The organism is Nocardia sp. NPDC003979 (assembly GCF_053605015.1).
On sequence record NZ_JBSGIJ010000017.1, the window covers coordinates 107,018 to 121,089 of the forward strand.

The window sequence follows — 14,072 nt, forward strand, 5'->3', positions numbered from 1 at the left end:
CGGGCCTACTTTTCGATGTCTTGTTCGATGATCCCGATACCGTCGATTTCCAGGCGCAGATGGTCGCCGGGAGCCAGCCAGCGGCCCAGTTCCATCCCACTTCCACCGGGCAAGGTGCCGGTCGAGAGCAGTTCGCCGGGGTAGAGCTGTTCGCTGCGAGACACATGCGCGATGGCTTGGGCCATCGAGTACCGGCCATTGTGTGTTCCGGTACGCGCCACGGTCTGTCCGTTGATCGTGACCGTGGCGGTCAATCGGTCGACCCGATCGGTGAGCGCGGGCCCGGCGGCCGCGGTCGCCGACATCGAGGTGAGGAAGTGTTTGGATCGTTGTGGGCCGAACCCCGAACGCATTTCGGCCAGTTGGACGTCGCGGGCGGAGAAGTCGTTGATCACCACCACCGCGGCGATCGCGGAGGCTGCTTGTTCGGCGGTGGCGTCGCGCAGCGGGGCACCGAGTACGACGCCGAGTTCGAGTTCGAAATCCAATGCCCGCGTGTAGCTCGGGGCATTCACCGGCACCCCGGAGGGGATGATGGTCAAGGCGTTGGACATGTAATAGACCGGCTGCCGGTACCACAGCGCATGCGGGCGGAACGGCGGGAAAGTGCGCCGAGTCAGTGTTTCGTAGGCGGTCGCAACGCGGGAGGCCGCGGGCAGGAATCGGCGGGCCAGACCGCGTGCGGCATCGACCGCGTGCTTTTCGAAGATCATGAAATCGCGGAACGAGGCCGGGCACACCGGCAGGACGAGGGCCTCATCGCCCAGCCCGAGGGCGGCGTAGCGCGCGATCTCGAAATCGAGGGTGAAGGCGGGCTCGATCCTCGGAAACCCGTCGCTGCCATCGGCTTCGGTGTCGACGGGCCGCCATCCCGCGCCGGTGTCGATCTGGGTGTCGATACGGTGTGCGCTGCGATCGAGGATGCGCCGCATCCGAGCGATCGCGGCGGCGGCCCGATCGCGCGGATCGGTCATGCGCTCACCTCGACGCCCACACGGAGGTGATCGCGAAAGAACTTCGTCATCAGTGCCGACCACTGCTCGGCGTGGCCCATGGCGCAGTGATCATCGTCGGCGTAGAGCACCGATTGCGCGTGCGGTGCGGCGATGGCGATATCGATCGAGTCCTGGGTGGCGGCCAGAGTGTCGCAGGCGCCGTTGATCACCAGCAGCGGGATGTCGATCCGGGGAGAGTGCTTCGCGAGTGAGAACGTCGCCAGCTTGTGCGACAGGTCGGCGGGCCCTCGGGCACTCAGCGTGGAGATCAGCGCCGAAACCATGATCTCGGACATACCGATCGAGTTGAGCCCGAAACTGCGGTCGGCGAGCGGGCCGTTGGATACCGCTGCCTTCAGCCTCGGGTCCACGGCGGCCATGCGTGTCGACCAGTAGACTCCGAAACTGAAGCCCAGCATGCCGATCCGTTGCTCATCCAGACGCGGGTCAGCACACAGGTGGTCGATAACGGTGGAGTAGATGGCCTCGGCGTCGAGACCCAGCGGCTCGGTGTAGGAGTAGGTGCCGGGCATTTCCATCACGAACACGCCCATCCCGGCCTCGCGCCGCGACAGCAACGCTTCGGCGATGGTGCCTTCCAGCCCGTTGGTGACCAGGATCGTCGGCACCGACTCCGCACCGGCCGGGAGGCCGCTGGCCACGTATGAAGAAGGGGTGGCAGGACCGTCCTTCTACCGTAACCGACCCGATGTTCTACGCGTTTGCGGACCAGAAGAGATCGGTCCGCGTTGGGCCCCGCAGACATTATCCGAATCGGAGGGCCAACCAGTCGGCATCGTCTCACGTAATACTCGGCGGCGCTGCCGATTTCGTCTGCTATACAGCGACGCAATCGCCGAGCAGATATGAGGTCTTCGAGCAATGTTGAACACGTCGGTATCAGAAGCCGAGTTGAATCCACATTGCTAGCTGTGGCGCTTCGGCCCGTATCGCGGTGTCAGCACCGTGGCCGGTATGCACAGTGGTTACCTCGGGCAAGGCGAGCAAGGCGGTATCGGGCCGAATCGATGATGGTCGGAAAGTCAGAGAACGAGCGGCCGGTTGCACCCTGCCCTCCAGAGAAAAGTATGTCTCCGGAAATAAGAGCTTGCGCTTCGGGCCTCTTCGGATTTGGTTTGCATATGTCCACTATATCTCTACTGTGGTGGGCGTATGCAAACCAAATCCATGGTTTGCGTTCGAGCGGCTGCGAAGCCAGAAGAGTACCGGCGCACCATCATTCCGACTCCGACTGGTATCAAGATGACGGTGACGACTTGCACCCCTTTGCTCCATTGCGGCCCGACCTGACCGTCGGCGCCGAAATGGGCGATAGCGAGGTTGGTGATGATCGGGACAGCGACTGCGGCGAGCACCGAATTGATCGCTGTGAGTGTGACGTTGAGGGCGACGTCGCCACGGAAGAGGTGGCTGTAGAGGTTGGCTGTCGTTCCTCCGGGAGACGCTGCCAGCAACATCACCCCGATGGCGAGCAGCGGGTCGAGATCGAAGATTTTCACGAGGCCGAATGCCACGGCTGGCAGCACCAGGGCCTGCAGGATCAACGCGATCAGCACCGCCCGTGGCGTGTGTGCGATCCGGCGAAAGTCGCTCGTGGTCAGTGTCATGCCCAGGCTGAACATGATGATTGCCAGTGCGACAGGCAGTCCGGTGTTCGAGTTTGTCGTCTCGATAGTGCCGGTCCACGGGCCGGGCGGAGGAGTGCATCTGCACACCAGTTTGTCGAATCTGCGGTGTGCGGGCCCCTGGCTGGTCGGGGTGCGAAAGTCCAGAGTGGACGCGAGCACGGTCAGCTGGTGACTGTGATGCAGCGAACGGGAGATGATCGTGCCGCCGAATTCTGTGCCACATCATGCGCTTGCCATCGTGGGTTCGGGGTTCGCGGGTATCGGTGCCGCGATCCGGCTACGGGATCTGCACGGCGGGAGCGTTGTGCTGTACGAGCGGGCCGAGGAGATCGGTGGGGTGTGGCGCGACAACACCTATCCCGGTGCGGCCTGCGATGTGCAGAGCCTTCTCTACTCGTTTTCATTCACGAGGGGCGATCAATGGCGGCACCATTTCGCGCGCCAGGAGGAGATCCGGGCGTATCTGCACCGCACACTCGCCGACTACGGACTAGACGATGCGGTCAGACGAAATTGCGAAGTTCGCTCACTACGCTGGCACGCAGCGTCAGGACGTTGGCTCATCACGACCAGTGCGGGCACCGCGACCGCTGACCATGTCGTGCTCGCCACGGGGGCGCTGTCGGACCCGGTGATTCCGGCGCTGCCCGGCATCGACGACTTCCGTGGAGCGAGGTTCCACTCTTCGCGGTGGGATCACGACCTCGATCTGACCGGCAAGCGTGTCGCTGTCGTGGGAACCGGTGCCTCGGCGATCCAGTTCGTCCCCGCGATTCAACCGGTCGTGGGGAAACTGACCGTGTTCCAGCGGTCAGCGCCGTGGGTGATGCCCCGCCACGACGGACCACTCTCTGCTGCGCAGCGAACCGTCATGGAGCGCAGTGGGCTCGCGAAAAGCCTCATGCGGCTCAGTATCTGGATCCGACGCGAGTTCAAGCTCGTCGCATTCCGTCATCCGCGGCTGATGAAGATCGGTGAGAAAGAGGCTCGCGCCCACCTCGACTCACAGATCGCCGATCCTGCGCTGCGCGCGAAACTGACCCCGGGATACCAGATGGGATGCAAGCGTGTTCTGCTGTCCGACGAGTACTACCCCGCGGTTGCGCAGCCCAATGTCGAGGTCGAGACCTCCGGGATCGATCACGTCACCGCCGACGGCATCGTCGACGCGAACGGGGTACGGCACCCGGTTGATGTCCTCGTATTCGGAACAGGTTTCGCGACAGCGCAACTGCCGTTGACCGATCGAACGATCGGGGAAGCCGGGCAAACTCTGGCCGAGCGGTGGGAGCAGAGTCCGACCGCCTATCTCGGCACGATGGTTGCGGGTTTCCCGAATCTGTACCTGATGCACGGCCCCAATATCGGCCTCGGGCACAGCTCGGTCATCATGATGTTCGAGTCGCAGCTGGAGTACGTCGCGCGTGCTATGCGCCACGCCATGCGGGGCGGCGGAGTGATCGCACCGACCCCCGACGCACAGCGCCGTTTCGCCGCCCATGTCGATCAGCTCAGCGCCGGCACCGTCTGGACCACGGGTAGCTGCACGAGTTGGTACCTCGACGCGACCGGACGCAACAGCAATATTTGGCCGGCCAGCACCGCCACGTTCCGACGGCTCTGCCGTCGCTTCAAGCCGGCTGACCACGTCGTGAGTGCTCGTGCAGACCACACCGACTTCGTGTCAGCGAAACCGATCGGAGTATCGGAATGAGTATCAATCAGCTGTGGAACGGCAAGGTCGTGGCGATCACCGGGGGCGGATCAGGCATCGGTGCAGCTGTCGCTGCGATCCTGGCCGATCAGGGTGCCGCGGTCACGGTGATCGACTGTGACGGTGAACAGGCACACAAGACCGTGGAATCGCTGCCTTGCACGGATGCGCGTCACCTCGCCGTGACCGCGGACGTTCGCGATTCCGAATCGTTGAGCGCCGCCATGGGCGAGATCGCCGACCGGCTCGGTGGTATCGACGTTGTCCTCGCCAACGCCGGAATCGGCGAAGCCGGGACCGTCGCCACGTCGGCGATAGCCGACCTGGTCCGCACACTCGATATCAATCTGACCGGCACGGTACGCACTGTGCACGCGGCGTTGCCGTACGTGACCGAACGAAAAGGGTACGTGCTGGTCATGTCCTCGGCCGCTGCTTTGAAAAACGTGCCGGGTGGATCCTGTTACGCCGCGTCGAAATCCGGTGTCGAGGCTTTCGCCGGCGCCTTGCGGCTCGAGGTTGCCCACAAAGGGGTCGCGGTGGGGGTAGTGCACCCCGCGTGGGTGCGGACACCGATGTATGACGCGCAGGCGCGCGTGGCCTCGATTCGCGAGGGCATCGCCCAACTGCCGTGGCCGTTCAACGTCGTTACCGACGTCGACCGATGTGCGCGACTGATCGTGGCTGGCATGCAGCGCCGCCAACGCAAGATCTATGTTCCGCCGGCGCTGCGGGTGGTGGACACCTTTCGTGGAGTCTTCACCGGTGCGCTGTGGGACCGGATACTGCGACCGCGTGTGGCGCTGACCGTCCCGGCCATGGAGGCAGAACTGGGCCGAAACAAGGTAACAGGGCGATGACCGAATTCGTTCTACTGCACGGCCTCGGTGGTTCCCCGGCAGCGTGGCGTCGGGTCCTTCCGACCTTGCAACACCACGGCCGCGTCCACGCACCGTCGTTGGCCTGCCGCTCGACAGTCGCCGACCAGGCGCTGCAGGTCCACCATTGGCTCGCAGGCCGAACCGAGACCACCTCGTTCGTCGTAGTCGGCCATTCCCTGGGCGGTTTGGTGGCGACCTCGCTGGCCGAGCAATTTCCGATGCTGATCGAACGTCTCGTCCTGATCAATCCACCACCCTCGCTCAAGGCTCGCCGGACGGCGAATCAACTGCGTGAGCGGGGACTACGCACCCCGGTGGTGGGCGCCCTCATGTGGTCGCTGGCCACCAGAGCCAGCTTGCGACGGGGTCTGAGCAGTGCGGTGGCACCGGGCTTCACGGTCCCGGACTTTTCGTCGACGACCTACGGGCCACCGGCCTGTACGGGTTCCGATCCGCGGACGCGGCCCTCACCGCCTACCTCGACGCTGACCCACTGCCGGACAGGCTGCGAAAGCTGGACGACAGAATCGGCCGAGAGCTGGTCTACGGCTCCACAGATCAGCGCGTCGATCCTGATTCGTTGGCGCAGCTGGAGTCTGTGATGGGCGCGGTGACACGAATTGATGGTGTCGGGCACACACCGCAATGGGAACTTCCCGCGGCGGTGCTGAACGTGCTGGTCGGTGGTGGCGTTGACCCTGTGCTGCCCACCGCGCCCAGCGTTCGCCCGCCTATCTCGCCACAACGGTGGACACCGCCCCCGGCGCCGAAGCGAGCCCGGCAGTCTCTGGAGACCGCGGGGACCGTGCAACGCATCGAACTGCCCGGCCGCGGACCCGAGCACGTCGTCGCCGACTCCTGCGGTCGAATTGTCACCGGAATGCAGGACGGACGACTGCTGCGGATCACCCTCGCTGCGGACCGGCACGCGCTGACCGCTGACCGGATCGAGACCATTGCCGACACGGGAGGACGTCCGCCGGGAATGACGTGGGCGGACGCGGACACCCTGCTCGTCTGTGACAGCGAGCGGGGATTGCTGCAGGTGAACGTGCCCACCGGCACCATCAGCGTACTGGCCGACCGCGCGGCGGGGACGCAGTTGAACTTTGTCTCCAATGTGGTGCGCATGCCCTCGGGCGTCGTCTACTTCTCCTGCTCCACACAACGATTCGATTTCGCCCACCACCTCGCGGATTTGATGGAGCACTCCGGGACCGGATCGCTGATGCGGATCACGCCCAACGGCGCGGTGGAGGTCATCGCCGAAGCGCTGCACTTCGCCAACGGCATCCGTGTTGCCGCCGACGAGTCCTACGTCGACGTCGTTGAGACCGGAACGTTCGCGGTGACCCGGGTGCATCTGACCGGTACTCGAGCAGGCGAGAAGACACAGTTGGCCGGGAATCTGCCCGGTTATCCCGACAACATGCACGATGACGGCGATATCACCTGGCTGGCGCTGGCATCGCCACGCAATCGACTCCTGGACGCGGTGCTGCCGCTACCGGGAATCATCCGCAAAGCCGCATGGGCCGGACCCGACGCGTTGCGTCCTGTTCATCGCACGGTCTGGGTGGTCGGGCTCGACTGCGACGGCAGGGTGGTCCACGACCTGCAGACCGGTGTCGCCGATTTCGCGATGGTGACCAGCGCCTGCCCGGTCGGGCCGCACCTGGTGCTGGGCAGCATCACCGAGACTGCCTTGGGCGTCATCGACCGACCCAACTACACGCCATCTCCAGGAGCCTAATCATGACAGCGACACTGGCCGACCGGGTCATCCTCATCACTGGCGGCTGTGGCGGGATCGGTGCCGCGACAGCCACCCAACTCGCCGCGGCGGGTGCTCGGGTCATCGTGACCGACATCGAGGAAGAGGCGGTGGCCCGTGTCGCCGCTGAGATCGGACCCCACGCCACGGGCATGATGCTCGATGTCACCGACCCCGCCCGATGCCAGGAGGTGGTCGAGGCGGTGATCGCGACACATGGGCGTCTGGACGTCGTATGGTCGAACGCGGGCGTGTCGTCGTTCGGCCCCCTCGATCTGGTGGAGTATGCCGAGTGGGCCAGGGTGATCGACATCAACCTGACCGGTGCGCGCAACATCGTGGCCGCCGCGCTTCCGGCGGTCGTCGCCGTCGGCGGGTACGTTGGGCTGACCTGTTCGTGGGCCTCGTTCGCTCATCAACCTGGGCATACGGCGTACGCATCGTCCAAGGCAGGCCTCGAGGCGATGGGCAACGCGCTGCGGATCGAGTTGGCCGGTACCGGTGCTCGCGTGGGTACGTTTCATCCCGGCTGGATCGACACGGCATTGGTGTCGACCAAAATCGCGCAGCAATCGGCCGTCCGCGCTCTACTGGATGCGCTACCGGGACCGTTCGGCTCCGTCGTTCCGCTCGAGGGACTCGTGCCGGCGATCGTGCACGCGATCGAAAGACGATCCACACGCCTGGTCTACCCGCGCGCTGGCAGGCTGCTGGTGGTCCTTCGACCTCTGCTACCCACGCGGCTGTTCACGATGCGCAGTCGGTCGGTCGCTCCGATCATCCGGCAGAAATTCCAACAGGATCAGATGACGGGAGAAAAGACGCAACAGCTGTACCGCATCAGAGAGCGCCTGACCTCCGATACCACGCGTCGGTCACCATAGAGAAATGCCATCTGATTCCGCGCAGGGGCGACCGGCACCCCTCGACAACGCTTTGCGCGCGCATATCGATCGCGCGATGGTCGAGCTCGCGCCCGAGCTGGACATGCTGGCGGCAGAGCTCACCGACCTGTACCGCGATTCGATCCCCACCTATGACCAGGTACCGCCGGAGTCGGTGCAGCGCAATACCCGCACTGTCTTGGCCCTGGCCATGCAGCAACTGCGTGAGGCCGGATCCACGCGAACCAGCGACGGCGAGTTCGCCGACCTCATTCGCGACTTGGCCGATCAGCAGATCCCGTTGGAGCTGGTCGCGCACAGTCTGCACCTGGGCGCTCGCCGGTTGCTCGAGGCCGTACGACAACGCTCCGACGCACTCGGGATTCCGGCCGAGGCACTACAAGACTTTCACGAGATGGCGTGGGAGTGGGCGACCCACCACGCGGCACTCGTCCATGCTGTGCAGCAGGAACGTGCCGTGGCGCACGCCCTGCACTTCGCCGCCGACCGCAGCGCTCTCGTCGCCGATATCGTGCTCGGACGACGGGCCTGGGACCAACTGCGCGTGCAGCTCGACGAGTACAAGCTCGACCCCAACCACTCCTATCATGTGTTGTGTGCCGACCGCGAGGACTCGATGATGGCGCGCGAGATGGTGACCCGTGTCCGAACTCTCGGTGCGACAGCGCGCCGACCGGTTGTCGATGCCATCGTCGACAACTACTTCATCGCGCTCATGGCTCGCGATCCCGGTTCCTTCTCGGCTCCGCACGCAGTGGGTGTCGGACCAGCGTTGCCGCTGCACCGCGCCACCGAATCGCACGGCGAGGCGATGTTGGCGATCACCATCGCCAACGCCGTCCACCAGCGGGGCCGTGTGGATCTGGTGACGCTGGGGCCCCTGTCACTGCTCACCGCCGCCGAGACCGCAGCGCGTCGTCTGCACCAGCATCATCTCGCTCCGCTGCGGCAGGCGGGGGTGGTCGGTGCCGAGATCACCTCGACAGTGCGCGGGTACCTGACACACGATTTGCGCATCGAGGAGACCGCTCGTGCCCTACACCTGCACCGAAACACGGTGCGACAACGGATCAATCGGTTTTCCGAACTCACCGGACTCGACCTCGCCACAACGTCGGGACTGGTCACCGCGTGGTGGCTGCTGCTGCGGCTCGGCCCCGAACGCCAGCAGTAGAAACCCGTCAGGGCACCCGCCGCGCATCCACACTGTCTAACCACGGCCCGACCCAGACGGGCAGAGGCCGATCATCGATGAGCCCGTGCAGGCACTCCGAGAGTGCGGTGTGGGTGAGCGAACCGCCCGTTCGCTTCAGATACCGGCAGGTGACCCGCGCGCGTCCGTACGTCTCATCGCCGACCCGGAATTCCTGCTCAAAATACCCATTGTGGGTGTCGAACCCGATCAGACGCGTGGTCACAGTGAACTGTTGCCCCCACCGCAGAGACTTCCGGTACACCATCGACTGAGCCACCACTACCGGATAGCACCGGTTCCGCGAGAACCTGTCCCAAATACCTGAACGCACATAGAGGTCCATCCGTGCGGCATCGAGAATCGACAGGTACCGGCCGTTGGTCATGTGACGCAGGACATCGAGATCACCGACGCGAACCTTGAACGACGTCGCGATCGGTTCGTAGGCTCCGACACTGGACCGACGTCGGCCGGCGATCAGCACCCGCAGGAGCCGCAGAGAACCCAGGATCATCGCGTACCTTTCGTCGTTCGCGGTATCAATGCTGCCCCACGAGGGGCACCGTCGGACGGTGCAGATGACACCCGAACCGCAGCGTCGCCTGTGCCCCGCGCACAAGCAGGACCGGCGTTGCCGGTGCGACGGGTAGTCGCCCGGCAGCGTTCTTCTGGGATGGTGAACTTCCCACCAAAACAGCACGCGCTGGGCACGGAACTTACTGGTCACGTGGCCGGGCGAAGCTCCGGGCATCGATCCTTCAGGTCGTTGCTTCTCAGCGCGTCCGGCGCTGGATGGCCCGGCTTTGATGGCTCACCGCGCCACTGCCGCACCAGCCCGCCGCTACAATCCGACGTCCCCGGCGACCTGGTCCACTGCGATATCAAGAGACTTGGCAACATCCCCGACTGCGGCGGACACCGCGTCCTCGGGCCGCAGTGTCGGCGCCCGCAACCACACCCGCACACCCCGAGAAGGTGTTGCGCCGCAATGGTGCCAGCTCTGTCGGCTGCAGCTACCTACGCAACGCCCTCGATGACCAATCCATCACCACCGCGTCACACAGTACTCGGCGGTACCCACAGCCAGCCGCGTTCCAAACCTCAGGTCAGGACACCTAGGTCTTGGTCGGCTCGGTTCTTTTGGTAAGAGCTCCTATCGGGTTCGGTTGCTGAGTCGTCGCCAACAGATCAGTGCCGCGGCGAGATTCAGGAATCCGTAATGGATGTCGACGCGGCGTTCCCACCGGACGGCCAGGCGCCGGTACTGGTGGAGCAGGGCGATGGTCTATTCCACGATCCAGCGACCGGCGGTGACCTTGTCCCGGGTTCCGCGGCGCGGGATGTAGCCGGTGATCCCGCGTTGCCGCAGCTCGGCGTACACGCTGGGGTAGTCGTAGCCATTGTCGCCGAGGAGGGTCTTGATCCGGCGTCGCGGTGGCCCAGGACGGCCGCGTAGTGGCCGGAGGCCATCGAGCACCGCACGCAGCAACCGGTGGTCGTTGACATTGGCCGCGGACAGCTCCACGACGAGCGGGAACCCGTTGCCGCAGGTCACAGGCGGTGTTTGGAGCCGGTTTTGGCGCGGCTTGCCGGGCTGGGTCCGGTCGCGGCGCCCCCTTTTGGCCCGCACGTGCGAGCCGTCGATCATGACCCGGTCGCAATCGATCAACCCGGCAGTGTTGCTGCGGTCGAGGACCGCTTGGTGCATCGCCTCGAACACTCCTGCGGCTTGCCAGTCCCGCAGCCTGCGCCGCGTCGAAGCCCAGGCCAGGGTGAAATTCCTCGAAGTCAGGCGCATCGCACACGATCGTATGGCCGAGACCGTCCGGCAGTTCGCGCCTGGAATGCGGCCACAGTCGGTCGAGCTTCTGACTACCTACGCCATCGCCGCGGCCGACGGGCTGTTCATCGCCCACGAGATCGGCGGCGACGACGTCGACCTCGTCGAACTGTTCCAGCTACACCTCTCCCTCGTCTACGAAACGGCGATGCGCCTCATCGAGCGAGATTCCAGGAACTGAGACCAACCGAGGACCATGATGACTGTAAGCATGTCGACACCAGCAGCACGTCGCGAGCTCCTCCACGAGCGGATCCTCACCGCAGGTGAGTGGCAACCAGATGTAGCCCCTGATTCGGACTGCCGCTTCCGGACTCAACCGGCATGAACGTATCGCCGCTTGGCCTCAGACTTGGTCAGCAACGAATCGGCGCATGACCCGAACAAGCGAACCCAAGCGGATGATCCCGGAGCAAGCACCGATGGCCGTCAGTATCGACGGCCGCAGCGGCGCTCTCGACGACAGCGGACGGACACTACTGAAAGCGCAGCCGCAGCAACTTGATGAGTGGCCGGTCCCCGATGTCGGGACCACCCCGAAATGGAGTCCGGGGGTGGCTCGATCGGATTCAGTTGATGTTGCAGGAAGTCCAACGTCCACACCACCTTCGGCGCATCGGCCGCAATCGTCGGTGTTGAGGCCTGTCCAGCGCGTTTCCGAGGTGAATACGCCCGGACCTGAAGCCCTTCCTCGCGCCAGAGCCTGTGGACTCGCTTCTTGTTCACGACGCTGCCCTCGTCGAACCGTAACGCCGCCCACGCCCGCCGGAACCAATGACACGGGTTGCTGGACACGTAGGAACGCAGCCACGCTCGTAAACCTGCATCGGGATCGTCCGGTGTCTGCGCGGCCTGCAGCCGCCGATAGTTGATCGGTGGAGCCCAACTACCCTGCACGCGAACCGTTCCGACATGCCCTACACGCGTTGGAGCACGTGGGCGGCGCGCCGCTTGGCCGCTGGGCTCACCATTTTCCCTTGGCGATTTCCCGCAGCGTGTCCTTTGGCTTTGATCGCGAATTCAGACACCGCTTGGTCGCGGATTTCGACAGCGTCTTGTTCGTGACTGGTCGCGAATTTCGACACCACTGCACCAGCCTGGTTGCAGTACGGCGGTACCCAACTGGCCTCCCCGTGGCTGGGGTCGTCAGCGGTGGTGATGACGAATCGTCGCGATGCTGCTTGGGGACCTCGACGGCAGAACTGGAACGTGTTCTCTCTTTGCTTGGTCAGGAGTCCGCGTTCCCCGTGTGACCGATAGGCGACATGTGAGGATGTTGGCAGCCGAATGGATGTGGCTCGGCTTGTGGTGGCGACAGCACGGCCTTCCCGCATTAGGCGTTACATATGGTTACACACATTGCTTTCAGCGTGTACCTTCCCAGGTATGGGACCGAACCGCGCCTGGCGCACCGTGACGCCGGCGATCCTCCGTGTGCTTCCCCGGTTCTCCGGGCTCGCAATCCGGGCGACAGGACAACCGTTCACGCGACCGGGCATGCTGAAGCCCCATGTCGGTGGACACCGGTACGGGTGGACACATTACGGAGTGATGATTCCGGACCTGCCTGAGCCACATCGGTATTTCAGCACCATGGTCATCGCAGGACTGCCGGGCGCGACCGCGCTGGACAACGATCACGGGGTCACCACCAGCCCCCGCGACACCGTCACCGTGTCCGTGTCGACGGCCGCCCCCGGCGCGGGGTTCTATCGGGCGTACTCAATGACCGAGCAATGTCGCCTGCAGGCGGACGGATCGCTGCTCGATTTCGGCGACGGCGACGTTGTCATCGAGGGTGTTTACCCCGAGTTCCGGGTCCAGGTTCAACGCGGGGCGCTTACCGCCGACCTACGCCTGCATGCGACAGGGCAGGTCGCGTGGTTCGCGCGGTTACCTGCTGCCTACGACCATCTCAGCTTGTGTGTCGAGTACGACGGATGGGTCGCTGTCGACGGGGAACGCACCGAAGTGTCGGGGGTCGGCACCTTCGAATACGCAGCGTGCGTAGGACTGCACGGACTGCTCGATCGCCCGCTCGACGCCGCGGCGAAAGCGCCTGTGGACTTCTTCACCTACCAGGTGATCGGCATCGACGAACGCTCTCACCTGCTCTTGGCCGATGTCCATGTAACCGGCAAGCCTCTGCTGACCGCGGCGTATCACCGCACGGTTGGGCAATCGACGTGGGTGACGCACACCGGTGTGCGCTTCGAGGTCACCGAATACGCCGCCGAAACCACCACCGACCCATACGGCAACGAGATGCGACTGCCGGTCCGATTCACCTGGACCGCCGGTACGGATCTGCTTGTACACGGCACCGTCGATTCACCTCCGCGCTTCGGTGTCGGGCGCGGCTACATCCTCGGATACCGCTGCCGAGGCAGTTTCCAAGGCCGAGAGTTCGACTCGCGCGGCTACATGGAATACATCGACAACGAACTCGCGAATCGGTCCGCACCCGACTTCCTCGAAAAGTCCGCCGATACTCGTTCCTGACCGGGTCCCGAACCAACGCACTCAACTCGGCATTACAGGGCGTTTGACGGAGTCACCAACGCTGGTACCACATCGCCGATTTGAAACATGTTCACTCGTCGGATTGCGGCAGTAGGCAGTCCGACGCCTCGCCGCGAGGCCGTCCCCTGAAGGGTGGCGGACAGGGGACGTCGGCGATGCGGTTCGATACCGGTCGTCCGACCTAGATGCTGTCGAGATTCACGAACACCAAATCGAGCGGTGCTGGGATTCGCGACCAAGGTGGTGCCGAGGTTCGCGACCAGAACCAGTCCTTCTCCAGCTCCGCGTCGGTCAGCAGCCGCTTGAGCCGGGGGCTCTGTTCCCGTAGCTCTTTGAGCTCTTTCGCCGCGTCGGTATCGATGCCGCCGTACTGGCGGTGCCAGTTATACAAAGTCGCTGCCGAAACCCCGAGTTCAGTGGCAATCTGGTCGCCGATCTGACCGGCTGCGGCGAGCTCGTCGGCACGGCGCAGCTTCCGCACGATGTCCTCCGCGGAGTGCCGCTTAGTACTGCAACGGCACTTAGGTCAGCAAGTACCCTCGTCGCCGGTAGTGGGATAACCGTGCTTGGTGTTGGCGTCGGCGGCGCCAGTCCGA

At 64.4% G+C, this 14,072-nt stretch carries 14 protein-coding genes and 2 pseudogenes; 8 read left to right on the forward strand and 8 right to left on the reverse strand.

Annotated elements, in window-relative coordinates; translation table 11 throughout:
* Nucleotides 1-5: 5 nt before the first annotated feature.
* The 4 genes and pseudogenes from ACWEVR_RS27515 to ACWEVR_RS27530 form a co-directional block, all read right to left on the reverse strand.
* Nucleotides 6-974, reverse strand: a complete 969-nt coding sequence (locus ACWEVR_RS27515; RefSeq protein WP_452469273.1) for a fumarylacetoacetate hydrolase family protein — start codon at nt 972-974, stop codon at nt 6-8.
* On the reverse strand, nt 971-1,657 hold the full coding sequence (locus ACWEVR_RS27520; RefSeq protein WP_452469274.1) for an alpha/beta hydrolase family protein: 687 nt from the start codon (nt 1,655-1,657) through the stop codon (nt 971-973). Before ACWEVR_RS27520 ends, ACWEVR_RS27515 begins: the two co-directional genes overlap by 4 nt.
* Before the next feature lie 238 nt (nt 1,658-1,895).
* Nucleotides 1,896-2,115 (reverse strand): annotated as a pseudogene (locus ACWEVR_RS27525) (MBL fold metallo-hydrolase); the annotation flags it as partial.
* Between the two features lie 37 nt (nt 2,116-2,152).
* The gene (locus tag ACWEVR_RS27530) at nt 2,153-2,689 is read right to left on the reverse strand and encodes a bile acid:sodium symporter family protein (protein ID WP_452469291.1); all 537 of its coding nucleotides are present in this window, start codon (nt 2,687-2,689) and stop codon (nt 2,153-2,155) included.
* Nucleotides 2,690-2,837: 148 nt separating this feature from the next.
* Here ACWEVR_RS27530 and ACWEVR_RS27535 point away from each other — a divergent pair, with 148 nt between their 5' ends.
* The 6 genes from ACWEVR_RS27535 to ACWEVR_RS27560 are packed head-to-tail and all read left to right on the forward strand — an operon-like array spanning nt 2,838 to nt 9,092.
* Nucleotides 2,838-4,358 carry a flavin-containing monooxygenase gene (locus ACWEVR_RS27535; RefSeq protein ID WP_452469275.1) on the forward strand — a complete coding sequence of 507 codons (1,521 nt, stop codon included), beginning with the start codon at nt 2,838-2,840 and terminating at the stop codon, nt 4,356-4,358.
* Nucleotides 4,355-5,218 (forward strand): SDR family NAD(P)-dependent oxidoreductase, encoded by an 864-nt coding sequence (locus ACWEVR_RS27540; protein WP_452469276.1) that lies wholly within the window; start codon nt 4,355-4,357, stop codon nt 5,216-5,218. The genes ACWEVR_RS27535 and ACWEVR_RS27540 overlap by 4 nt, the downstream gene beginning before the upstream one ends.
* Nucleotides 5,215-5,841 carry an alpha/beta fold hydrolase gene (locus ACWEVR_RS27545; RefSeq protein WP_452469277.1) on the forward strand — a complete coding sequence of 209 codons (627 nt, stop codon included), beginning with the start codon at nt 5,215-5,217 and terminating at the stop codon, nt 5,839-5,841. The genes ACWEVR_RS27540 and ACWEVR_RS27545 overlap by 4 nt, the downstream gene beginning before the upstream one ends.
* Nucleotides 5,842-5,849: 8 nt before the next feature.
* A complete protein-coding gene (locus ACWEVR_RS27550; RefSeq protein ID WP_452469278.1) occupies nt 5,850-6,992 on the forward strand; it encodes an SMP-30/gluconolactonase/LRE family protein in 1,143 nt (380 codons plus the stop codon).
* 2 nt (nt 6,993-6,994) lie between these two features.
* The gene (locus ACWEVR_RS27555) at nt 6,995-7,897 is read left to right on the forward strand and encodes an SDR family NAD(P)-dependent oxidoreductase (RefSeq protein WP_452469279.1); all 903 of its coding nucleotides are present in this window, start codon (nt 6,995-6,997) and stop codon (nt 7,895-7,897) included.
* A gap of 4 nt (nt 7,898-7,901) precedes the next feature.
* Complete coding sequence (locus ACWEVR_RS27560; RefSeq protein ID WP_452469280.1) at nt 7,902-9,092, forward strand: PucR family transcriptional regulator; 1,191 nt, start codon at nt 7,902-7,904, stop codon at nt 9,090-9,092.
* Nucleotides 9,093-9,099: 7 nt separating this feature from the next.
* On the opposite strand, the gene ACWEVR_RS27565 is transcribed toward ACWEVR_RS27560, so the two are convergent.
* Nucleotides 9,100-9,627, reverse strand: a complete 528-nt coding sequence (locus ACWEVR_RS27565) for an acyl-CoA thioesterase (RefSeq protein ID WP_452469281.1) — start codon at nt 9,625-9,627, stop codon at nt 9,100-9,102.
* Between the two features lie 771 nt (nt 9,628-10,398).
* A complete protein-coding gene (locus ACWEVR_RS27570; RefSeq protein WP_452469282.1) occupies nt 10,399-10,911 on the reverse strand; it encodes a transposase in 513 nt (170 codons plus the stop codon).
* Between the two features lie 13 nt (nt 10,912-10,924).
* On the opposite strand from ACWEVR_RS27570, the gene ACWEVR_RS27575 reads away from it, so the two are divergent.
* On the forward strand, nt 10,925-11,134 hold the full coding sequence (locus ACWEVR_RS27575) for a hypothetical protein (RefSeq protein WP_452469283.1): 210 nt from the start codon (nt 10,925-10,927) through the stop codon (nt 11,132-11,134).
* A 248-nt stretch (nt 11,135-11,382) separates the two neighbouring features.
* On the opposite strand, the gene ACWEVR_RS27580 is transcribed toward ACWEVR_RS27575, so the two are convergent.
* Nucleotides 11,383-11,850: an IS3 family transposase gene (locus ACWEVR_RS27580; protein WP_452469284.1), complete on the reverse strand. Its 468-nt coding sequence runs from the start codon at nt 11,848-11,850 to the stop codon at nt 11,383-11,385.
* Between the two features lie 390 nt (nt 11,851-12,240).
* Between ACWEVR_RS27580 and ACWEVR_RS27585 the strand changes: the two genes are divergently transcribed.
* Entirely contained in the window at nt 12,241-13,455 is a 1,215-nt protein-coding gene (locus ACWEVR_RS27585; RefSeq protein WP_452469285.1) for a DUF6670 family protein, read from the forward strand.
* A 202-nt stretch (nt 13,456-13,657) separates the two neighbouring features.
* Here the strand turns inward: ACWEVR_RS27585 and ACWEVR_RS27590 are convergent.
* A pseudogene (locus ACWEVR_RS27590) lies at nt 13,658-13,969 on the reverse strand (transposase); the annotation flags it as partial.
* Nucleotides 13,970-14,072 lie beyond the last annotated feature (103 nt).